This is a genomic window from Acinetobacter piscicola, from assembly GCF_002233755.1.
In the GTDB taxonomy this organism is placed as follows: domain Bacteria; phylum Pseudomonadota; class Gammaproteobacteria; order Pseudomonadales; family Moraxellaceae; genus Acinetobacter; species Acinetobacter piscicola.
Genome location: NZ_NIFO01000006.1, coordinates 123,135 through 145,602, shown reverse-complemented (window position 1 = coordinate 145,602; position 22,468 = coordinate 123,135). Strand labels below are relative to the sequence as shown.

At 37.7% G+C, this 22,468-nt stretch carries 18 protein-coding genes and 2 pseudogenes; 13 read left to right on the top strand and 7 right to left on the bottom strand.

The features are described from left to right. From CDA10_RS11500 to CDA10_RS11470, 6 genes and pseudogenes are all read left to right on the top strand, one after another. The gene (locus CDA10_RS11500) at positions 1-1,911 is read left to right on the top strand and encodes a TonB-dependent receptor plug domain-containing protein (RefSeq protein ID WP_089605739.1); all 1,911 of its coding nucleotides are present in this window, start codon (positions 1-3) and stop codon (positions 1,909-1,911) included. 116 nt (positions 1,912-2,027) lie between these two features. Next, complete coding sequence (locus CDA10_RS11495) at positions 2,028-2,606, top strand: cob(I)yrinic acid a,c-diamide adenosyltransferase (protein WP_089605738.1); 579 nt, start codon at positions 2,028-2,030, stop codon at positions 2,604-2,606. 360 nt (positions 2,607-2,966) lie between these two features. After that, complete coding sequence (locus tag CDA10_RS11490; protein ID WP_089605737.1) at positions 2,967-3,689, top strand: glycerophosphodiester phosphodiesterase; 723 nt, start codon at positions 2,967-2,969, stop codon at positions 3,687-3,689. A 316-nt stretch (positions 3,690-4,005) separates the two neighbouring features. After that, positions 4,006-5,169: an acyl-CoA desaturase gene (locus CDA10_RS11485; RefSeq protein ID WP_089605736.1), complete on the top strand. Its 1,164-nt coding sequence runs from the start codon at positions 4,006-4,008 to the stop codon at positions 5,167-5,169. 395 nt (positions 5,170-5,564) lie between these two features. Then, a pseudogene (locus tag CDA10_RS11475) lies at positions 5,565-5,925 on the top strand (DHCW motif cupin fold protein). Between the two features lie 77 nt (positions 5,926-6,002). Further along, the gene (locus CDA10_RS11470; RefSeq protein WP_089605735.1) at positions 6,003-7,445 is read left to right on the top strand and encodes a protein adenylyltransferase SelO; all 1,443 of its coding nucleotides are present in this window, start codon (positions 6,003-6,005) and stop codon (positions 7,443-7,445) included. A 274-nt stretch (positions 7,446-7,719) separates the two neighbouring features. Here the strand turns inward: CDA10_RS11470 and CDA10_RS17025 are convergent, their stop codons facing one another. Next, positions 7,720-8,793, bottom strand: a complete 1,074-nt coding sequence (locus CDA10_RS17025) for a hypothetical protein (RefSeq protein ID WP_228704625.1) — start codon at positions 8,791-8,793, stop codon at positions 7,720-7,722. A gap of 49 nt (positions 8,794-8,842) precedes the next feature. After that, positions 8,843-10,276 carry a hypothetical protein gene (locus CDA10_RS11460; protein ID WP_089605734.1) on the bottom strand — a complete coding sequence of 478 codons (1,434 nt, stop codon included), beginning with the start codon at positions 10,274-10,276 and terminating at the stop codon, positions 8,843-8,845. A 409-nt stretch (positions 10,277-10,685) separates the two neighbouring features. On the opposite strand from CDA10_RS11460, the gene CDA10_RS11455 reads away from it, so the two are divergent. Next, complete coding sequence (locus CDA10_RS11455) at positions 10,686-11,285, top strand: L,D-transpeptidase family protein (protein ID WP_089605733.1); 600 nt, start codon at positions 10,686-10,688, stop codon at positions 11,283-11,285. Between the two features lie 32 nt (positions 11,286-11,317). Then, positions 11,318-11,698: an MmcQ/YjbR family DNA-binding protein gene (locus CDA10_RS11450; protein ID WP_089605732.1), complete on the top strand. Its 381-nt coding sequence runs from the start codon at positions 11,318-11,320 to the stop codon at positions 11,696-11,698. 281 nt (positions 11,699-11,979) lie between these two features. On the opposite strand, the gene CDA10_RS11445 is transcribed toward CDA10_RS11450, so the two are convergent. From CDA10_RS11445 to baeS, 3 genes are all read right to left on the bottom strand, one after another. After that, entirely contained in the window at positions 11,980-12,285 is a 306-nt protein-coding gene (locus CDA10_RS11445; RefSeq protein ID WP_089605731.1) for a hypothetical protein, read from the bottom strand. Between the two features lie 323 nt (positions 12,286-12,608). Next, the gene (locus CDA10_RS11440) at positions 12,609-13,295 is read right to left on the bottom strand and encodes a response regulator (protein WP_089605730.1); all 687 of its coding nucleotides are present in this window, start codon (positions 13,293-13,295) and stop codon (positions 12,609-12,611) included. Positions 13,296-13,310: 15 nt separating this feature from the next. Then, on the bottom strand, positions 13,311-14,978 hold the full coding sequence (gene baeS, locus CDA10_RS11435; RefSeq protein ID WP_089605729.1) for a sensor histidine kinase efflux regulator BaeS: 1,668 nt from the start codon (positions 14,976-14,978) through the stop codon (positions 13,311-13,313). A gap of 134 nt (positions 14,979-15,112) precedes the next feature. Between baeS and CDA10_RS11430 the strand changes: the two genes are divergently transcribed. The 3 genes from CDA10_RS11430 (at position 15,113) to CDA10_RS11420 (ending at position 19,815) form a co-directional block, all read left to right on the top strand. Beyond that, positions 15,113-15,745, top strand: coding sequence for a hypothetical protein (locus tag CDA10_RS11430; RefSeq protein ID WP_089605728.1), 633 nt, complete (start codon positions 15,113-15,115; stop codon positions 15,743-15,745). A 293-nt stretch (positions 15,746-16,038) separates the two neighbouring features. Next, on the top strand, positions 16,039-17,841 hold the full coding sequence (locus CDA10_RS11425; RefSeq protein ID WP_089605727.1) for an acyl-CoA dehydrogenase C-terminal domain-containing protein: 1,803 nt from the start codon (positions 16,039-16,041) through the stop codon (positions 17,839-17,841). Between the two features lie 192 nt (positions 17,842-18,033). Continuing rightward, positions 18,034-19,815 carry an acyl-CoA dehydrogenase C-terminal domain-containing protein gene (locus tag CDA10_RS11420; protein ID WP_089605726.1) on the top strand — a complete coding sequence of 594 codons (1,782 nt, stop codon included), beginning with the start codon at positions 18,034-18,036 and terminating at the stop codon, positions 19,813-19,815. Positions 19,816-19,857: 42 nt separating this feature from the next. Here the strand turns inward: CDA10_RS11420 and CDA10_RS11415 are convergent. After that, a pseudogene (locus tag CDA10_RS11415) lies at positions 19,858-20,489 on the bottom strand (FMN-binding negative transcriptional regulator). Between the two features lie 147 nt (positions 20,490-20,636). On the opposite strand from CDA10_RS11415, the gene CDA10_RS11410 reads away from it, so the two are divergent. Continuing rightward, positions 20,637-21,131, top strand: coding sequence for a phosphate-starvation-inducible protein PsiE (locus CDA10_RS11410; RefSeq protein WP_089605725.1), 495 nt, complete (start codon positions 20,637-20,639; stop codon positions 21,129-21,131). A gap of 105 nt (positions 21,132-21,236) precedes the next feature. Here CDA10_RS11410 and CDA10_RS11405 read toward each other — a convergent pair whose 3' ends face one another. Then, the gene (locus tag CDA10_RS11405) at positions 21,237-21,764 is read right to left on the bottom strand and encodes an RcnB family protein (RefSeq protein ID WP_089605724.1); all 528 of its coding nucleotides are present in this window, start codon (positions 21,762-21,764) and stop codon (positions 21,237-21,239) included. Positions 21,765-21,932: 168 nt separating this feature from the next. Between CDA10_RS11405 and CDA10_RS11400 the strand changes: the two genes are divergently transcribed. Continuing rightward, positions 21,933-22,385: a hypothetical protein gene (locus CDA10_RS11400; protein ID WP_089605723.1), complete on the top strand. Its 453-nt coding sequence runs from the start codon at positions 21,933-21,935 to the stop codon at positions 22,383-22,385. The last annotated feature ends 83 nt before the right edge of the window (positions 22,386-22,468 follow it).

The window sequence follows — 22,468 nt, the reverse complement described above, 5'->3', positions numbered from 1 at the left end:
ATGGAGCATATCATGTCTGGTTTTTATAAACTTTCAGCTTTTAAGCCTACGACACTTGTAGGTGCTGTCGCTATTGCGATGGGGCTATCTTCTACTAGTTTTGCCGAAACTACATCTTCCAATTCAGAAGTAAGATCTCAACTTGACACAATCGTTGTCACAGCCACGCGTTCTGAAGAAAAAATTGAAAATGTTCCTGCACGTATTTCAATTATTGAACCACATATTTTAGAACAATCACCGATTGCTGAATTACCGCATTTACTCATGAGCGATGCTTCTATTGATATGATGCAATACGGCGGTTATGGGCAGGCTGCATCTATATTTACTCGTGGGACAAACTCAACGCATACTCTAGTATTACGTGATGGTGTTCGTTTGAATACGGGTTCTGCGGGTTCTGCATCACTTGCATTTATTGATACAACAGATATTAAACAAATTGAAGTACTAAAAGGCCCTGCTTCCGTCCTATACGGAACAGATGCAATTGGTGGCGTCGTTCAACTCATTTCAAAAACACCTGAAAAAACGGGTGCATTTGTTACTGGAGAGATAGGTGAACACAATACTTACAAATCTGTAGTCGGTGCTGATTTGGCTGAAAACGGTGTATATGCACAAGTTCGTGGCCAAAGACTCGAATCAGATGGTACACAAGTAACAGATTTTAAAGATGCCAATGTGAAAACAGGTTCATATGACCAAAAAGGCTTTAGTGCAAAACTCGGTGTTGAAAAAGAACAATATGCTGCATCTGTAGATTACTCACAGAACCAAGGCACTTCAACCTATGTCGATGGTGTCAATGATGCCAATTGGAACTTGATTGGTTTAAAAAATGTCTCTCAAGATTTTAAGAATGAGATCATTAATGTCAAAGGCCGTGTAAATGTAAACGATAGCCTTTCAATCAATGCGCGCTTGTCACAATTTAAAGATGACTTAGAGCAAAATGATTCACATGATGCAATCTATAACACCACCAAAGAAGCAGAGCTTTATAGCAAGTGGCAATTTACACCAACGCAAAATATTTTAGCGGGTGTAGCAACCAAGAATGTTAAATCTGATGTGCTTTCAGGCAGTGGTTTTTACGGCGTAGACTATAACAAAGATGTTGATAGCACAGGTTATTTTGTACAGCACCAATACCAATCTGACAAATTACATACGCAATTAGGCTTACGTGTAGAAGATCACGAGACTTTTGGTACACATACCGTAGGACAAGCTGCTGCACGTTACCAAATTCTACCGATGACTAGCATTTATACCAATATTGGTACAGCATTCCGTGCACCAACCAATAATGACCTCTATGCACTGAGCTGGGGTGGAAATCCTGACTTAAATCCAGAAGAAAGTGTTTCCTATGAAGTTGGTCTTGACCAAAAGATTACAGATACACTCAGCATGGGGCTTTCTGCATACCGCAATGAAGTAGATGATCTAATCACTTATGTGACTGATCCAATCACTTATGAAGGTCGTTTGTACAATGTGAAAAAAGCCACATTTACAGGCGGAGAGTTTAATCTTGATTGGGCTAGTGATGAGCTATTCACTAACCTTTCATATGCTTATGTACAACCTAAAGACAAAGAAACGGATAAAGACTTACCACGTCGTTCACGTCAAAGCTTAACCTTGACCACTGGTATCCAAAACGAAGTTTATGGCATCAGCACCTCACTTTCAGCTAAATCAAGACCGAAAAACAGTAAAGTTTCAGGTTATGCCACTGTCGATGTAAATGCTTTCTGGAATATCAATCCAAACGTAAAACTATTCACCAATATTCAAAATATTGGAGATGTTGAATATAAAACAACGTCATATAGCAATGGTTACTATTACATCAATGGCGGTCGTCTTGCTTCGGCTGGGGTAACGTTCCGTTACTAAAACAAAGGGGCTGTTGGCAGTCCCTTAACTCAAAAAAATTTTAAAACAGCGCAGTTTATGGATAATGTTTTGACCGGCATTATCCTTTTTTTCATTTTTCATACAAGGAAACAATTATGGGCCATCGTTTAAGTAAAATTTATACCCGTACAGGTGATTCGGGAACGACTGGACTTGGTGATGGTTCACGTGTCGCTAAAGATGACCTTCGTATTGCTGCATTGGGTGATGTCGATGAGTTGAATGCAATTATTGGTGTACTCCGAGCTCAAATTACAGCAAGTTCTATTGTAGAAAAAGCGGAATGGGATAAATCACTGAGCTTAATTCAACATTGGCTTTTCGATTTGGGTGGTGAGGTTTGTATTCCAAACTACAACTTATTACAGCCTGTCTGTGTCGAGTTTCTGGAAAAAGACATTGACCGTATGAATGAAGATTTGCCAATGCTTAAAGAATTTATTTTACCTTCAGGAACATTGGTTTGTAGCTATGCGCATCAAGCACGTGCTGTTTGTCGTCGTGCAGAACGCAGCCTAATGACGGTGAACACTCGAGATCAGAATATCCAAGCAACGGCTTTACAACTTCTTAATCGTTTATCCGACTGGTTCTTCGTTGCTTCACGTGCTTTACAACGTGCTGAAGGTGGCAATGAGGTTCTGTGGCAAAAAAACATCAACGAAACGATTTAAACGTGTTTTTATGAATGAATCTTGATCACAGTATGCTCATGATTTAAAAACAATCTGAATTTGATCATCTATAAAATAACGGCTTGATCAAGATAAAAAAGCGACTGCGCTACACTATTGCGGTAGAGGATAATAAGCCACCGTTGGTCTAGTTTTGTTCTGGCTTCAATACATTTCAATACAATGCTTTGAAGTGATTCAGGATATTCCAGCCAACTGTGGTTTTTTGCTTTTCTAAAACAATAAGTTTTTCAACACAATTTACAGCCAATTCTAAATATCTTAATTTTATAATTTATTTCTAAATTCATCACAACTCGTTTAAATTAGATGAATACGACCCAAAAAGCTGAGTGAAATATGAGAATCATTGGACATCGTGGCGCACGTGGCGAAGCACCTGAAAATACACTGCGTGGATTTCAATATATCCACGATTTAGGCATTCGTGCAGTTGAGTTTGATGTCCGACAGTTAAAAGATGATGAACTCATTATCATGCATGATGACAACTTCCTTAGAACCACAGCAATAGACCAAGCCTTATATGCTTTAAGCAGCACCGAACTTGAACCTTATAATCAAGCCAATATTTGGATGGATTGGGAAAAACAAATCACCCCGACCCTACGCCAAAGTTTGAAAATAATGCATGATTTTGAACATATTGAAGTCGAAGTTAAAGCAGTTGAAACAGCGCAATATGCTGAAAAACTGGTGATTGAATTACAAAAACAATTAACAGGTTTTGAAAATACAGCGATCATCACCAGTTTTGACTTGAAAATTCATCAAGCACTTCTTCAACACAACAGTCGTTTCAAACAAGGCTTATTGATTGAAAATGATATTGGAGAAAAAGCCATTGAACAGGCTTTAGCATTGAAATGCTGCCAAATCGGTTGGATGAATCAACTGGCAACAGATGAAATCATTCAAGCCACTCAAAAAGCCAATTTAAATGTCAGTGTGTGGACGGTTAATGCACTTGAACGCGCTCAACATTTACGTGATTTGGGTATCAATGGCTTGATTACAGATTTTCCTAAAATGATGCAATTGGGGCTCGCTCAAACTAAATAACAGAAGCTTCAATTATTCTTATTTTATTTTTATTAAAAATCAATAACTTGAAATCAATTAATATACCAAGTATGAGGCCTATGTTTTTTACACTTTTTTGACAATTAAATACGACTTTTGAACCATTCTTTTTTTCCGATCAAATCGATAAAATTCATGTTTTATTCTGTTACTGTTTTATACAATACAGATGTACACTAATACTAGTGAACATCTGTTCGCTCATGCTAATATCCACGACTGTATAGCCTAGAAAAATACTGAAGCTATGCTTTCGATTTTTACCTAATTAAGGTTCTTAGGAGTGCTGTTGGAGATGAATGCTCCCCTACCCAAAGCCCCAATAAATTGGATCGGTGTCTTTGCATTGGTGTTGCTACCAATTATTGCAGTGATTGCGATCCCTTTATATGCCTACCATCATGATTTTAGTATGGCGGCTTGGATTAGTTTATTCGTTTTACTTGGTTTAAGTAGCTTAGGTATTACTGCTGGCTATCATCGCTTATGGGCGCATCGTGCTTATGAAGCGACCTTACCACTCAAAATCATTTTGATGATTATGGGTACATTTGCTGTGCAAAATAGTATTTTGTTCTGGGCTTCAGGTCACCGTACTCATCACCGTCATGTTGATGATGTAGAACAAGATCCATACTCTATTAATAATGGTTTTTGGTTTGCACATATCGGTTGGATGTTACGTAACTACCCATCTTCTGAAAAAAACTATAAAAATGCACCCGATTTGTTGAATGATAAAGTCGTGATGTTTCAGGACAAATATTACATTCCACTGGTGATCGCAGTTCATGCAGCCATCTTAGTTCCACTTGGTTGGGCTGTTGGTGATATGTGGGGCGTTTTATTATTAGGTGGATTATTACGTTTGATTTTCAGCCACCACGTCACATTCTTCATTAACTCACTTTGTCATATGTGGGGCAAACGTCCTTATACTGACGAAAATACTGCACGTGATAACTTTGTCCTTGCTATTGCGACTTGGGGCGAGGGTTATCATAACTATCATCACATTTTCCAATACGACTATCGTAATGGCGTGAAATGGTGGCAGTATGATCCGACAAAATGGCTGATTTGGTCATGCTCTAAAGTCGGTTTAGCAAAAAACCTACGCCGTATTCCAAACTTCAATATTAAAAAAGCTGAATTGGCAATGAAGTTTAAATATGCACAACAAGATCTTGCGATTTACGGGCATGATGTAAATGCAGATATCATGGCAATGAAACAAAAAGTTGCTCAAGAATATGAAGCATTTACCCATACTTTAAACGATTGGGCTGCTTTAAAAGAGCAAGAACTTCAAGCCAAAAAAGCGGCTGTTGCTGAAAAAATTCACCAAATGGATGTGAAGTTAAAAGTTGATTTCCAATTGGTTGAACAAAAGCTAGCCTTCCATCGTGAACGTTTAGAAACATTAATGCGTGGTATTAAAAAGAACGTGGTTTCTTAATCAAATTCAAATGAATAGAAAAGCTCCTTAATGGGGCTTTTTTTGCACTTTTGATTCAAAATAATACGTAACTGATGTTACACAGCGATAGTCAAAAAGTTTTTTTCAATTTTATTCACAACTGTTAATTGAGACGCGGAAACGTCATTCGCTATTGTTCGAGACAGGACTGCATTTGAATCAGAATGTTTTTGCAATGAATCTGAAGAATTGACGGTATTGAACGAGTTCAGCGGATGACAATGGTTTTGCCTACTTTTCCCGAAAGAAAAGTAGGTCGAGCCGAAGGCCTAACCCTAAATATAAATTTTAAATTTAAGACTCTGCTGAGTATTTTTCATTTTAAATATGTAAGTCCTTGGTCTCAAATACGTAACATCAGTGAGTAAAATAAAATGCAAATTAATAACATTCCCTTCGGTATCACCAATTGGACAAACATTCCTACCACTCGCCATGAAGGTGAGCTAGGTTATATTCTTTGGTATACACAACAATTTGACAATATCCGAATTCGAATTATTGAATATTAAGCAGGTTATTTAGCCTTGCACTGCAAATAAAACAGTGCTTTATTTTTTGTTCATGGTGTTCTGAAGATCATATTCTATTTTGCTTAAAAGGTGAATTGCATACAGAGCTTGAGGATGGACGTACATTTACATTAAGTACAGGAATGAGTTACCAAGTTGCAGACCATACCGAAGTACATCGTTCATCAACTTCGATGAGGCAAAATTATTTATTGTTGACTGAAACAGTTGGAATTATCCATACCGATAAAACTTTGCTATATTGGTGAAGTCATGCCTAATCCACTGTGATCAATTGCTATGTATTTCAATTCACGTTACCCATCACTCAATCCAAAACTCTACCATGAGCAAATGCCAGTTCCGCTTAAAGGCGCCAAAGCTGGACATTTTAATGCTGCTTTAGCCGATGAGTTGCAATGGTCAAATGAGGATAAAACTCAATGGGTCGAAATCTGTAGCGGACAAAAAACCTTTCCCGAATTTCATCCATTGGCGATGGTCTATGCAGGACATCAGTTTGGACAGTGGGCTGGTCAGCTCGGTGATGGTCGAGGCTTACTGATTGCTCAGATTTTAAATCGACAGGGTCAAACCATTGACTTACATCTGAAAGGTGCAGGTTTAACGCCCTACTCTCGCATGGGAGATGGTCGTGCAGTATTACGTTCTGTAATTCGAGAATATCTCGCGGGTCATGCACTCAATGCGCTTGGCGTACCTTCTAGCAATTCAGTCGGTTTCACCTCCTCTACACAAGGCATACAGCGAGAAACGCTTGAATCAGGCGCTATGATGTTGCGTACATCTGACTGCCATATTCGTTTAGGACATTTTGAATGGATTAATCAATACCAACCTGATTTATTGGCAGAATTCACACAGAAATGTATCGAATGGCACTATCCAGAATGTTTAGAGGCTGAAAAGCCACTACTCGCTTTTGCAGCCAAAGTCATTCAAAACACAGCGATTATGATCGCCAAGTGGCAATTGGTCGGCTTTGCACATGGTGTGATGAATACAGATAATTTAAATATCACAGGCTCAACTTTGGATTTTGGTCCTTACGGATTTATGGAACGTTTCCGTCCGAATTGGATTAACAACCACAGTGATTACAATGGGCGTTATACCTATCAAAATCAACCCAGTATTGCGCATTGGAATCTTTGGAATTGGTTAAATAATTTAATTCCGTTAGCAAAGGCTGACGAAAAAGAACAATTTAAACAAGATTTAGTTGAATGTTTAGAACATTTTGAGCCGACATTTTTAGAACATTATACGCTAGGTCTGTGTCAAAAAATGGGGCTTCCAAGCTTCCATAAAGACAGTCTTGATTGCGGTATGGCCTTTTTAAAAGTACTGCAATCTGAGCAATTAGACTACACCGACAGCTTTATTCGTTTGCAGAATAAACAATATGAAGCAATTAAAGATGATTGTGTGGATCGTCATCAATTCGAAGTATTTTTAACGCAATATCAAAGTATTCGTGAAAACCAAGATATTGATGCGCTTGATGCTGAAATGGTGAAAGCCAATCCTGTTTATATCCTTCGTAATCACATGGCACAGAAAGCCATTGAACTGGCGGAGCGTGATGATTTCTCAGAAGTAGAGCGTTTATTTAAATTGCTGAGTCAACCTTTTACTAAACAAGTCAATTTAGAAAAAGCTGAGGATTTAGCACCACTGCCGAGTGATGTACCTGAAATATCTGTGAGTTGTTCTTCTTAGTAAATTGCGGGTAAATAACCTAATGCCAATCAGTTAAGTATTTTTAAATCCTCCCCAACCCTCCTTTTCCAAAGGAGGGATGAGCAGCGCAGCTGCGTAAGGGAATCTAAAATTATTTTAAATTCTCAATAGTTCCCCCCTCTTTTTTAAAGAGGGGTTAGGGGAGATTTTTAGATGAGTAAGTACTAAATTACTCTTAACTGATCAGCATTAGGGCGAAAAGCCCGCTTTTTTAATCGCTTATTCATTTTAAAATCAGTTTTTAAAAACGGTATTACCAGAAATATTGGGCATATAAATACGTACTAAAACGATGCGCATCATTGGTTGCTAAATCATCTGTCAAATATTTCAAACCGAAGTTTTTATGCTGTACAGATACACCTAAAGAATGTGTCTGTGGCTCTATATGTACGCCATATTTAAGTGGAACAGTCTGCCAAAAGCCATTCAATTGCGCCAAAGTTAAATACTGATTTGAAAAACTACTCAGACTGATACTCCAAGGATTTACATCGGATGTATAGGTAATTTCAGAACTGATTTTAAACGGCAATTTTTGTTTATATTGCTTGGTTTTACTCAACTGTCCAGACAAATCCATACGTGGGCGACTGTTCTGATCATAAGTAATACTATATTTTGTAAATGGAGCATTGTCCCAATACAAATAGCTAAAAATATCTTCAGCTTGAAAGTAAAGATCCCAATTTTTGCCTATTTTACCTTTTAAACCCAAATCCAAGGCATAACCATAACCTTTGTCTGTTTTGCCATTCCAACCCAGTTCATCTTCTTTTAATGCAGGTTGATCATAACTATAGTTCAAATGGCCATTCAACCAACTAACTCGATCCATCAGTTCAGTCATATTTGTGGTTTGACCACGTGCCTGAAATGTACCATCGACATAATGACGTCCGATTAATACGGTAGCTCCCGTCACAACTGTCCAATTGGGGTGGATATCCCAATCATAACCAAATCGTGTTCCAACCGTATCGATATGTTGTGCTTCTAATTCCAGTGCATAACTTGAATTCGCATCGATAAGCTGATCATTTTGAATTTGATAATATAATTTTGCCATATCTTCACTAAAACGTAATTGGTAGTCATAAGACCATACCCAACCCATCGTCCAGTGATCTTGTTGCGTTTCAAGTTTCATTTTGCCCGAAGCAAAGGCATTCTTACCCTTTTCCAAATGTGGGCTATCCCAATCATTCAAAAAGGCGTGGACTGAAACAGGATCGCTATACAATTCTGCATTCAATGAAAACTGTGCTGATTTTTCTGCAAAACATACGCTAGGAAGCAGCGTTAGAAATATAAGATTTTTATTCATTTAATATAAAAGAAGACAGCGCATGCTGTCCTCTTCTCACAAGTCTAAATTATGGAGTGATATAAACAACTGTATCGTCAATAAATTTCACAGCATATTGCTCTGAAGAATTTTTGGTAATTGTTCCATAACTTGTCGTTCCGACTTTTACATCAGCCGTACTAAACTTTTTAATATCCGCAATTTGAACAAATGCACCATTTTCATGCTTGATCACACTGCTCACTACAGGTTTTTCTTGAGTAATATCTTGTGAAGCAAACTCAATGTTCAATGCATTTTTATCAACCGCAACTGCAACATTTGCAGTACCTTTTAAATATTCAGCACGCTTGGCAGTCACATTGATACTAAATGGGGTTGGCGTTGCGTTAGCACCTTTTAATTTACCTGACAATTTAACGGCTAAATCTGCATTAATAAAATTAAGTGCAGTTTCATGACCCGCACTAATATCAATGACTTTTGATAAATCATTATTGAGTTTAATACTTGCATCAAGATCCAATACTTCTTGTAAATAAGAAACCTGACCTTTTAAAACCAACTCAGATGGTATTAATTGTTCAATCGTTGATTGACCATTAGAGAACTTAACCGTTTTTGCTGAAGATGAAACTTCACTCAATGTCGCTTTTACATCTGCACTTTCAAAAACTAAACCTTTTAATTGTAAAGATGCTTGATTCGGTAAAGTCTCTTGATTTTCCAAGGTATTCGCAACTGGGTACACCAACTTAGCCGTACTGTCTGCAGTGAAGCTAAATTTAGCCTTTTGCTGTGCTGCATTGATTACTTCAATCGCACCACCATTTGCAATTTTAAAATTATACGTACTTTGATTTGCGATAAAAGGAGCTTCAAACACCAGATTGGTCACGTTTACTTTAGCTTGGTTTGCATAAATAAAGTTTTCTTTATTGGTTAACCAATCTGGGTTATCCCAATCCCATGCATTTGGCTCTTTAAATTCGTCCCAGTACGCAACATCAGCAGAACCTGTTACTTTGATTGAACTACCTGTTACCTGAATTTGCAATGTATTATTTTTTAAGTCATATCCTAGAGGATATTGATTTTTAATCGCATCTTTATTTAATAATAGCTCTAATTCAGCCGCACTGTATTGCTTAGTTTTGCCTTGCGCATCTTCCATAGCAAGCTCTGCAAGCGTAGTCACTATGCCAGCGGCACGACCTAAATCAGAAGCAGTATTATTGATCACTTCGACTGGTGTTTTATAATTATCCGCAATATCTTGAAAACCATCATAATATGAAATAATCGCTTTAGTCGTTTCAATCAGTTGTTTTGCTTTGTCCAAATCAGAAACAGGTGTAGTTACACTACCTCCGCCTGTGCTACCTCCATTTGAACCACTGCCGTTTGATGAACTGTCACCGTTTGATGAGCCACCACCACCTCCGCAAGCAACCAAAGCAGAACTACACATAATCACAAGCAATGTTTTTTTAAATAACATGAGCTACCCTTTTGTTATAAATGAATAAAAAGTAATTTTTCGTAAATATAAAGCTTGCTAAAAATATCTCGTAATTCGCATATTTTCAATAAAAATATGCACAAATCTAAAAAATTATTTTAATAATAAATACTTACATAAACCAATCAATTGAAAAATTATAAAATTCATTCAATTTCTTCACAAAGTGAATGACATAAATAAATACTGAATTCATAAAATATTCATATATTATAATTTTAAATTTTATCAATACTATTCAAAGATCGATTAGACTTACCCACAAATTCTGTGGATAACCATGTGTTTATCCACAGGATAAATCCACAATCACAAATCAACTACAGCTTTTACCTTTAAAATGAATAAAATTCATACAATACATGTTTTTATATAATTATCAGTAACAATGAATAAGAAATATATCTTTTTCAGCATCATCATTCTTGCACTCATTCTTTCGAGTATATTGATCTATGAAAAATTTAATCACTTTATCCCGACAGCAGAAGCAAGCATTCAAGTACAGAATTTTACTGATCTGCAAATCAAAGATATCCGTCAAACCACACCAATTAGCGAAGTAAAAGTCTATAAAACGGAGCGACTGCTAAAACTGATGCATCGTGAGCAAACGATCCAAACTTATCCAATGCGTTTGGGTTTTAACCCCGTTGGGCATAAAGTTCAAGAAGGTGATGGAAAAACACCTGAAGGGCAATATATTTTAGATTGGCGAAATCCCAACAGTGCCTTTTATAAATCATTACATGTGTCCTATCCAAATGTGCAAGATCAGAAAAAAGCACAACAACTCGGCGTTCCTGCTGGAAGTGATATTATGATTCATGGGTCGGCAACGAATTCGCAAATAGAAAAATTACCCAGCTTAATGCGTTATTTACCACGCAATGATTGGACATGGGGCTGTATCGCTGTTAGAAATGTCGATATGGATGAAATATGGAACTTGGTCGATGATGGGACAATCATTACGATTTATCCATAATATACTGTTGATATAAATAGAATGAGAATGTCATGACTGGCGATGAAATAGAAAAATTAGCAATTACAATTGCGCTAAAAATGCCTAAAGCAGAACTAGATTATCCATTTGGTGAAGATATCAAAGTCATTAAAGTGATGGATAAAATGTTTATGCTCAGTTCATCACTACAAGGCAATAAAATCGTCAATTTAAAAGTTCAACCTGATGATGGTGAAATGTTACGAGATGCTTATCCATCTATTCGTGCTGGCTATCACATGAATAAAAGACATTGGATTACAGTTTATGCAGGAGAACTCATCACCCCTGAATTGATTGAAGATTTAGTGCAAAGCTCTTATGAATTGGTTGTTGATAAACTGACTAAAGCACAAAAACAGGTCTTAGAAATCCACCGTCAAATTAAATAAAGTGATTGAAAATAAAAACGGGCTTAAATAAAAAATGATTGTGAATAAAATGCGCTTAAATAGACTTCTTGCATAAGCCGAGTTGTGATGAACATTTATTATAATGAACGTTCCCTCTCCTTTTTAAAGGATGAGCGTTATTACGCGTAAGAGTGTGAGGATTCTCCCCCATTCTGAACAATATTACTCATCCCAGATAAGCGAAGGGACTCTCAATAATAATTTCGATTATTTTTGACTTTTATAAGATATCTAATAATGCAACGATTATATAAACGTTGTTAATCTAAAATCGCTTTTATGAGATAGACAATTAAGCGAAATGGATAGATGATCAAATCAAAGAATCCTGAAATAATCCAATCATCGAGCGGTAAAATATCCCAACCATCAGACCTTCGACTTTGTCGCCCTTGCGCATAAGGCGCAATAAAGTAAGTGAGGATAAAAAATACCACCATCAAAACCAACAAAATGTAATTCGTCATACCCGTGACAAAGAAACCAATCCCACAAGCAAAACCTGCAATAAAACATAAGATTGCTAAAAAGCGGCGGGTATAATAATAATCGGGAAGATTGGACATATTCGGTTCTATTGTTATTCTGTTCACTGCATTGTATAGCAAATTATTGTTATGGCTAAGCAAATTTTTCCAAGTTGGTACTTACTCAAAAATAAGTGTCGGTTATTTTTTCGATCTATTCATTTGAAAAAAATAGATCTACAGAAATGTATACATGCTGTTTTCAACAAACGGAAATTTATTAAAAATTAGAATATATAAATCAACTATTGTTTATATGTTCAGTTCTTCATCAATAAATTTGAGCGTTATACACTTTTACCCACAAAATCTGTGGATAAACCTGTGTTTATCCACAATCTCAAACAGATAATGTTGAAAAGTTAATCTTCTGGATATTCAAAACGATAACCTACGCCATATACCGCTTGTACCCATTCATGGCGATTTCCCGTTTCTGCTGCTTCAGAAATTTTACGGCGTAAGTTCTTGATATGACTATCAATAACACGGTCAGCAACATCAAAACTATCTGGGTTAATATGGTCTAAAAGTTGCGCACGAGAATAGACTTGCCCTAAATGTTCGAGGAAAAGCTCTAATAAGCGGAATTCAGTTGGCGTTAAATTCAACGACTTTTGTTGATACCAGATACGTTGTTGTGCTTTATCAATTCGAAACAGGTCGTTATTTTCAGGTTCAGCTTTACGCTCTAAACGACGCAATACCGCTTGCACACGAGCCACCAATTCTTTTGGACTAAATGGCTTACATACATAATCATCAGCCCCCATATTTAAACCAAGAACACGGTCAATCTCTTCCGTACGTGCTGTCACCATAATAATTGGCAAATCAGTTTGCTCACGCACTTTACGGCAAATGGTTAAACCATCCATGCGAGGCACCATCAAGTCTAAAACCATCAAACTTGGCTTACGTTGTAAAAAGCTATCATATGCTTCCTGACCATCATGGAACATACTGACTTCAAAACCTGCTGCCTCTAGATAATCTCGTACCAATTGCGCAAGTTCAACTTCATCTTCTACCAGCATGATATGTTTCATGTTGTGCTTTTCCTTTTAACTCTTTGTATGTTTTGAAAATGTCAGTTTGCAACGCAAACCACCTAAAGGTGAATGATCAAATGTGAGTTGCCCACCTAAAGCCTGTGCAATTTTACCTGATAATGCTAAACCTAAACCTGTGCCACCTGTGCTGCGGGTTCGTGAATCATCCACACGATAGAAGCGCTCACCTAAACGTGCAATTTGTTCATCAGTTAAGCCAAATGGGCTGTCATCGACGATGACACTCCATGACTGATCATCTTGTTCAGTATGTACTCGGACTTCACCACCCGCCTCTGTATAGCGAATACTATTACTCAACAAGTTGACCATAATTTGCTTAAAGCGATCTATATCTAATTGTAATTTTGCACCTTGACCTGTGGCTAAAATAGATAAATCTGCCTGTTCAAATTTAGGTTTAAAATTTTCAATTTCTTGTAAAACCACAGACCACGGATCTATTTCAGCAAAATAACATTTCAATTGCTGTGCTTCTGCTTGTGCTAAATCGGCAAGATCTTGCGTTAATTTTTTTAAACTGGTGACCTGTCTTAGCATCGCTTCAAAATGCTCAGGTGTTGGCTTACGAATCCCGTCTTGCATCGCTTCAATTTGAGCTTGTAATACTGCCAGAGGCGTTTTTAACTCATGTGAAGTATCGGCAACCCATTGACGGCGAGAGGTTTCATGTTGATCTAAGATCGTCGCAAGTTGATTAATTTCTGTCGACAAATCTCCTAATTCATCATTACGTTTAATCACGACTTGATGTTGAAAATTACCTTTGGTCAATTCACGGGTTGCATTAAGAAGTCGTTGAATCGGTTGTTTAAAATAGGTTGCCAATAACAATGCTGCAACCAAACTGCTCAACAAACTCAGAATATAAATTAGAACCAAATAACGCTTTTGATTACTAAAGAAATTGATACTCAGTGCATCATCCTGATCTAAAACAGGTTTTAGACCCAAATAACCCACGATTTTATCATTCACTGTAATTGGCCGATAAGACACTTGATCATCTGAAGGCTCACCCAGTACGAATTGATGTTTTACATCATACAAAGACAGACGTGAACTTAAACCCAAACGATCGGGCATTGAAATAAAACGTTTCTTTCCATCTTTTTGCTCGGCAGACACCATCGTTGAACTTTTATTCTTAGTATTTTTATCAGGTGGCCTAAACATACTCTGATTTGAACTTAATGGGAATTTTAATCCTTCGAATGGCTGATACGCTGAAGGAAGGTTTTCTTCTAAAATCTTCAATTCAGCTTGATCAATCTGCTTTTTAGCTGATGCTCCCATATCTTGCTCTACTGAATTGAGCATCGTATGTTCTTTAAAATAGCGTTGTTGTAACGCAATATCGTACTGACGACGTAGCCACCAGCGCGATAATTTATCATAATCGTCAGGTGCAGCTTGCCCTTCAATTTGAAGAATTTGAGCTTGAACAGCATTGCCCCAGTCGTGATAAACACCATAAACATCAGCCAAATTTTCAATCAAATGATCGAGCTTTTGCATTTCTACATCGGCAACATATTTGGCAAAGTTTTTCTGCATCGTCCAATGCAAAACACTCAAACTCACTGTGGTAATTAACAAAGTGGTTAATAACACAGTAAGAAAAAGACGCAGTGCGATGGGGACTCGGCGTATTTTCAAAACAGATCTCTCATTTTTCTTCTCATTTGATTATTGTACTCAACACTCAATCAAAATACTCTCCATTGTTTCTACATCATTATTATTTAATCTTTAACGTATCAACAGAACCTAAAAATGATTGGAGTAGTACAATGAAAGCCATGACAAAAATAGCATTGGTCACTGCAAGTCTTTTAAGCATGGGGGTATTAACTGCCTGCCAATCAACGCAAGGCCCGAAAGAAGAACATCAAGGACGTATGATGGGTGATCATCATGGTCATAATAAGATGTCACCTGAAGAACGTGAGCAAATGAAACTAATGCGTGCGCAACATAAAGAGATGCGTAAACAAATGCAAGAAGCTTGTAATGGCAAAACGATTGGACAATCTGTTCAAGTAAAAGCAGGTGACAAAACCGTAGATGGTACTTGTAATATCGTGTTCAAAGCTGACCGCAAAGCAATGAAAGAAATGAAGCAAAACTTTCGTCAGGAAGGTAAAGAAAATGGCCGTATGATGCGTCATGACGGCCCTCGTATGAATGATATGACTGAAGAGCAGCGTGCGCAAATTCAACAACAATTTGAACAAAAACGTGCTGAACGTAAAGCACGATGGGAAGCTGTACAAAAATCTTGCGTAGGTCACCCTGCGGGTCAAACCATTCAAGTGAAGTTGGGTGACAAACTTTTAGATGGTCAATGTGTAGTGAAATTCCAACCACAATTCAAAGCAGACGGCAAAATGCCACCTGTAGCACCTATGCCACCCAAAGCTTAATCTAATATTTTGTTAAAAAGGTGCTTTATAGCACCTTTTTTATTGGACATAACTTTTTACGATTTTGACTATCTGTGCACTTATTTTTTAGTGAAAAGTGTTTACACTCAAAGCACTTACACTGTTCAAGCTATTTTTCTTTGACTTTACAGTCACAGAGAATTAACCATCAAATACTTGTACCTAACTACAAGATGTTGCACGATGTAATACAACAAATCCGTGTCATCGAAGACACGCATCGTATTTATTAGGATTATAAATCTGGTCTAACCAGTATTGAGGAAACCGATATGCCACAATACAAAGCACCCTTACGTGATATGCAATTCGTTTTGCATGAATTATTAAATGCTGAAGAACATTACGCAAAACTCCCTGCATACAAAGATGTCGTAAGCCGTGAATTGGTCGATCAATACTTAGAAGCTGGTGCTGATTTCTGTGAAAACGAATTATCTCCACTGAACCAAGTGGGCGATCGTGAAGGCTGTACGTGGAATGACGGCGTTGTTACAACACCTACAGGCTTTAAAGCAGCCTATGACAAATATGTAGAATTAGGCTTCCCATCTTTATCTGTTCCTGAAGAACATGGTGGTCAAGGCTTACCTGGTTCATTGGGTACTGCTATTTCTGAAATGGTCGGTGCTGCGAACTGGGCTTGGGGTATGTACCCTGGTCTTTCTCATGGTGCAGTACGTACCATTGAGCATCACGGTTCTGCTGAACAAAAAGCGCTTTATTTACCTAAACTTGTTTCAGGTGAATGGACAGGTACGATGTGTTTGACAGAATCTCATGCAGGTTCTGACTTAGGTATTATCCGTACTAAAGCTGAACCAAATGCAGACGGTAGCTTTGCAATTTCTGGCGAGAAAATCTTTATCTCTGCTGGTGAACACGACATGGCAGATAACATCATCCATATCGTTCTTGCACGTTTACCGGGTGCTCCAAAAGGTACTAAAGGTATCTCTCTATTCATCGTGCCTAAATTCAACGTAAATGCTGACGGTTCTATTTCAGATCGTAACGGCGTACGTTGTGGTTCGATTGAACACAAAATGGGTATCCACGGTAACTCTACATGTGTAATCAACTTTGATCGTGCAAAAGGTTTCTTGATCGGACCTGAGAACAAAGGCTTAAACGCAATGTTCACGTTCATGAACACTGCACGTATTGGTACAGCGGTTCAAGGTTTGACTGCTTCTGAAGCATCTTTCCAAGGCGCGCTTGCATATGCGAAAGATCGTTTAGCAATGCGTTCACTTTCTGGCCCTAAAGCACCAGAAAAAGAAGCAGATCCAATTATTGTTCACCCTGCTGTTCGCAACATGCTCATGACTCAAAAAGCATTTGCTGAAGGCGGTCGTGCACTTGTTTACTTCTTGTCTCAATATGCAGACGTTGTTGAGCAAGGTGCAACTGAAGAAGAACGTAAATCAGCAGATAACATGCTGTCACTTCTTACACCAATCGCTAAAGCATTCTTAACTGAAACAGGTTCTGAATCTGCGAAACACGGTGTTCAAGTGTTTGGTGGTCATGGCTTTATTTCTGAGCACGGTATGGAGCAAATTGTACGTGATACACGTATCTCTTGCTTATACGAAGGTACAACTGAAATCCAAGCACTTGATTTGTTAGGTCGTAAAGTCCTTCAAACTCAAGGTGCAATGTTAAAAGACTTCACAAAAATCATTCATAAATTTGTAGAGTCAAACAAAGACAATGCTGAAATGAAAGCATTTGTTGAACCACTTGCTGCTCTAAACAAAGAGTGGGGTGATTTGACTATGCAGATTGGTATGAGAGCAATGCAAAACCCAGACGAAGTGGGCGCTGCAGCTGTAGATTACCTATACTTCTCTGGTTATGTAACACTTGCATACCTATGGGCTCGTATGGCACTTCTTGCACAGCAAAAACTAGCTGAAGGTAACAGTGAAACTGGTTTCTATAATGCGAAACTTAAAACTGCGAACTTCTACTTCAAGAAAATCTTACCACGCGTACGTTCACATGTAGATGTGATTGCTGGTGGTTTAGATCCATTGATGGCATTAGACGCTGAAGATTTTGCTTTCTAAGATTAGATTTTAGTTAGCAATCTTAAAAAACTGTACCCTTGAGTGCAGAAATAGAGAAAGGACAGTCATAGCTTTGGCTGTCCTTTTTCTTTATAAATAGAACATCCTTTGTCTTTGGTCATATAACAACTTTCACAATGGTTGCTTACACTGACCTCGTACTACAGATTCAAACAAATCAGGTGAACCAACATGCCAATTTATAATGCACCACTTGCAGATATGAAATTCATTCTTAATAATGTCTTTAATGCAGAGCAATTCTGGCAATCGAATGAAAACCTAGCGCACCTTGATGCTGCTACGGCTGAAGCGATTCTTGAAGAAATGGCTAAATTCTCTCAAAACGTTACCCTTCCATTAAACCGTAGTGGTGATGAAGAAGGTGCTCATTTTGAAAATGGTGCTGTGACTACACCTGCTGGTTTTAAAGAAGCATTTAAACAATATGCTGAAGGCGGTTGGATTGGTCTAGGTGCAGACGAAGAATGGGGCGGTCAAGGCATGCCTAAAATGCTGACTGTACTTGCAGATGAAATGTTATTTGCAACCAATCCATCATTTATGCTTTACCCGCTTCTTTCAGTTGGCGCAGGTATGGCATTAAACAGTTATGCATCACAAGAACAAAAAGAAACCTATTTACCAAAAATCTATTCAGGTGAATGGTCAGGGACAATGTGTCTAACTGAACCACATGCAGGTACAGATTTAGGCATTATCAAAACTAAAGCTGAACCGAATGCAGATGGTACTTATAATATTACAGGTACAAAAATCTTCATTACTGGTGGCGATCATGACCTTGCTGAAAACATCATTCACCTTGTTTTAGCAAAAACACCTGATGCACCTGCGGGTTCACGTGGTATCTCATTATTTATCGTACCTAAATTCATGGTCAATGCAGATGGTTCACTGGGTGAACGTAATACTGCGGGTCCTGGTTCGATTGAACATAAAATGGGGATCAAAGCATCTGCAACATGTGTCATGAACTTTGATGCTGCAAAAGGTTTCCTCGTTGGTAAAGAAAACGAAGGTTTAGCAGCAATGTTCGTCATGATGAACTATGAACGTTTATCTATGGGTATCCAAGGCTTAGGTGCTTCTGAATACGCTTACCAAAATGCTGCGCAATATGCGACTGACCGCTTACAAGGGCGTAGTGCTGCTGGTGTTCAATCGCCAAGCAAACCTGCAGATAGCATCTTAGTACATGGTGATGTACGTCGTATGTTACTCAATGCACGTGCAAACAATGAAGCATCTCGCGCATTTGCAGTTTATGTAGGTCAGCAATTAGACATTACTAAATTCTCAACTGATCCTGAAGCTGTTGCTAAAGCCAATAACCGTGTTGCATTACTTACACCGATCGCGAAAGCATATTTAACTGATACAGCATTTAATGCTGCAATTGATGCACAAATGGTGTTTGGTGGTCATGGTTATATCCGTGAGTGGGGCATGGAACAATGTGTACGTGATTTACGTATTGCACAGATCTATGAAGGTACTAACGGCGTTCAATCTCAAGATTTAATTGGTCGTAAAACCATTAAATGTAATGGTGAATTCATTGCTGAATATATTTCAGAAATCCGTGATTTTGCCAATGGTTTAGACACTGACCTTAACTTCATTAAAGATGCGACTTTAGACGTTGCAACTGAAGTAGACATGATCACTCAACATGTTTTAGAACGTGCAAAAGAAAATGTTGAATTCTCAAATGCTGCTGCTGTTGATTATTTACATGCTGTAGGCTTATTAAGCTTCGCTTATATGTTTGCACGTATTGCCAATGCTGCGAAGTCTAAAGAAGGTCAATTCTATCAAGACAAGTTAGCACTTACACATTACTTCATTCAACGTATCTTGCCTGATTTACATGCACGTGTTGCTAAAATCAAAGCAGGTTCAGAAGTGATCATGAATTTCAGCGAAGATTATTTTACAACTCAATCTTAATCGTTCGTCATTCTAAAAAACGCCTGATCATCAGGCGTTTTTTTATGGCTTAAGCAAATATTTTTGAATAGATTCAGCCATTTCAGGGTTTGTATTTTCTAAAGCTTTTGCAATATTTGTCGCATCGACCTGAGATTTATTTTGACTGACTTTAAATTTTCCAACCATCGATTCAATTTCAATTTCAATCGCAACAATTTGTTCTAACTGCGCTTCAATAAAATCTTTTGGTGCATCACCCATTTTCCATGGAATTTCTTGAGTTGCTCTTCATGCGTTCGAGTCAATCGCGCCAAAATACCTCGCAAATAACTTTCATCCTCAATTTTTCGAATAGTTCCTTTCACATGTACCACACGATAGTTCCACGTCGGTACAACACGATGATGCTCTAACTTCCCCTCATACCAATTCGGAGAAATATAAGCTTGATCTGCATGAAAAATAACATATGCAGACAGAGGCTGATTGATCATGTCTGTTAATGGATTGGATTTAGCAATATGCCCTTTCAATATACCCAACTCACCATGTAAATGATCTAATTCAAAAGGAATATGATTGGCTTCAATCACACCATCATGAATTATCATAAGACTTCCTAATGGATTCTTTAGAATTAAATCAAATAATTCAGAATGATTTTCTTGTTTAAAATGAGTCGGTAGATACATCGTTCTTCCTAAAAAATTCCATCAATCACTTTTAACATAGCATCAATAAAGATCAAAAACAGTTTTCACAATTCTTCATTTTTCAGTCATGTGCATGAAACTTGCTTAGTTTTTACTGACTTTAAAATGAGAGAAATGGAGGCTGTTATGCATAAAGACCCACGTATTGAAAAAATCGAAAACCTCCTCGACAAATTTGGCAATCTTGCCGTTGAAGCATTTCATTATATTGCGCTGTTTATCATCGGTTGTATGATTGCTTGGTCAGCAACGCATACCATTATTGAAATATTAACAGTAAAACAATATGCCAGCATTGATGATATTTTGTTACTTTTCATCTATTTAGAATTGGGTGCAATGGTTGGAATCTATTTTAAAACCAATCATATGCCCGTTCGTTTTCTGATTTATATTGCGATTACTGCACTTACACGATTATTGATTTCAGATATTCAACATGACCATAAAGCAGATATTGACCTCATCATTATCACGGGTTCAGTGTTGATCTTAGCGATTGCTATTTTAATTGTTCGTTACGCATCGTGGACATATCCATCGGTCATTCGAGATAAACATACTGAACAAACTCTGCCTCATGGTAAAACACCACGCCCTGAAGATGACGAGTTGGCTTAATACTCTTAATTCACATCCTTCTCTAACCAAGAGCAGGATGTGGATGAATGAACAAAACTCAAATTTAGAATAATTTTTGAATAAATATTGATATGAATAAATTACTTAGCGATCATTTGGGATTTGCAAATAGCGACCATTTTCATAAATCCAATGCATACCAACTTGTGGTGCAGGCAACCCATAACGACGCCAATCACTAATCAATGTATATTCTGAGCTGGAAATACTTCCGCCCTGCCCATTCACATAACCATAGCTGTCTGAATGATATTCCGTCTGTGTTGGAAACTGATGATTATAAATAATCGTCACACCATTCTGCGGTGGGTAAACAGGATAAGGACGGTTTGGATATTGCGGATAACCATGGTTTGGATATTGCGGATAACCTTGATTTGGATAGTTGGGATAATGAGGATACGGGCGATGATACTGTGGCGGACGAACTGGGATTTCCTGTGACATGGGACGACCATATTGATCTGTATATTTATACGTTGTCGTTGGATATTTTTTTTGTGGGCGCTCAACACTACGGTAATTACCCCAATCCTTGCCATCAGCATAGGTAGCGATCGAAAACCCTGAAAGTATCAATGCCAATGCACTTAAACTGAGTACTTGTTTCATTTCAACCTCCAAATTGATCGCTATGAATCATTTTAACGCCTAATTAAAGACAAATAATGGATAAATGATATGCAATTTTTAACCTGATACCTATGTTTATACAGCAAGCTGAGTCAATTCAGTGATCAATCTGATAAGATATAATTTTATTCTGATGGATGCTGTATTGTGGCTGAACTGAGTTTTGACCGTTTACATCAATTCTTTTGCAAAGTGCCAAGTGTGCAAGAAAGCTTTATTGATAGCTATGGCTCAGATGGCAAACAAGCATGGTGGTTTAAATTCCAAATTAATATCGAACACCCTTTAGCTTGGCAAACTGTACAAGAGCTTGGGCATGTTTTAAATTATATTTCTAAGAATGAACGCTTACCGACTCAGTTCCTTCCCGTTTCGCCACCACCCTACATGAATGGTGAAGCTAAACAATTCCTTGCATGGGTGATCCAATGTAATCATGCAGACTTTCCACCAGATGTCGTATGCGACTGGTTAGAAGCACGTTTACCTAAACCGGTTGAAGATGAAAGTCAGTGGAAAATTAAAACAGATTTGCATGAATTGGATAAAATTTCTGATAAAGATTTGGATCAGATGATTCCGCCCAATCCTGAACATTAAAACTTGAAAGATTAAATCAATAAAAACCCTTCTTTAAAAAAGAAGGGTTTTTTCTCAATTAAGCATAGTGAATTAGAGAGAAA

What these genes read in the sequence shown, in the direction of transcription:
- CDA10_RS11420 (WP_089605726.1), top strand. Translation starts at nt 18,034, where the DNA reads ATGCCAATTTATAATGCACCACTTGCAGATATGAAATTCATTCTTAAT.
- CDA10_RS11450 (WP_089605732.1), top strand. Translation starts at nt 11,318, where the DNA reads ATGACTGGCGATGAAATAGAAAAATTAGCAATTACAATTGCGCTAAAA.
- CDA10_RS17025 (WP_228704625.1), bottom strand. Translation starts at nt 8,793, where the DNA reads ATGAATAAAAATCTTATATTTCTAACGCTGCTTCCTAGCGTATGTTTT.
- CDA10_RS11430 (WP_089605728.1), top strand. Translation starts at nt 15,113, where the DNA reads ATGAAAGCCATGACAAAAATAGCATTGGTCACTGCAAGTCTTTTAAGC.
- CDA10_RS11495 (WP_089605738.1), top strand. Translation starts at nt 2,028, where the DNA reads ATGGGCCATCGTTTAAGTAAAATTTATACCCGTACAGGTGATTCGGGA.
- CDA10_RS11500 (WP_089605739.1), top strand. Translation starts at nt 1, where the DNA reads ATGGAGCATATCATGTCTGGTTTTTATAAACTTTCAGCTTTTAAGCCT.
- CDA10_RS11470 (WP_089605735.1), top strand. Translation starts at nt 6,003, where the DNA reads ATGTATTTCAATTCACGTTACCCATCACTCAATCCAAAACTCTACCAT.
- CDA10_RS11455 (WP_089605733.1), top strand. Translation starts at nt 10,686, where the DNA reads ATGAATAAGAAATATATCTTTTTCAGCATCATCATTCTTGCACTCATT.
- CDA10_RS11460 (WP_089605734.1), bottom strand. Translation starts at nt 10,276, where the DNA reads ATGTTATTTAAAAAAACATTGCTTGTGATTATGTGTAGTTCTGCTTTG.
- CDA10_RS11490 (WP_089605737.1), top strand. Translation starts at nt 2,967, where the DNA reads ATGAGAATCATTGGACATCGTGGCGCACGTGGCGAAGCACCTGAAAAT.
- CDA10_RS11445 (WP_089605731.1), bottom strand. Translation starts at nt 12,285, where the DNA reads ATGTCCAATCTTCCCGATTATTATTATACCCGCCGCTTTTTAGCAATC.
- CDA10_RS11440 (WP_089605730.1), bottom strand. Translation starts at nt 13,295, where the DNA reads ATGAAACATATCATGCTGGTAGAAGATGAAGTTGAACTTGCGCAATTG.
- CDA10_RS11425 (WP_089605727.1), top strand. Translation starts at nt 16,039, where the DNA reads ATGCCACAATACAAAGCACCCTTACGTGATATGCAATTCGTTTTGCAT.
- CDA10_RS11485 (WP_089605736.1), top strand. Translation starts at nt 4,006, where the DNA reads ATGAATGCTCCCCTACCCAAAGCCCCAATAAATTGGATCGGTGTCTTT.
- CDA10_RS11410 (WP_089605725.1), top strand. Translation starts at nt 20,637, where the DNA reads ATGCATAAAGACCCACGTATTGAAAAAATCGAAAACCTCCTCGACAAA.
- CDA10_RS11405 (WP_089605724.1), bottom strand. Translation starts at nt 21,764, where the DNA reads ATGAAACAAGTACTCAGTTTAAGTGCATTGGCATTGATACTTTCAGGG.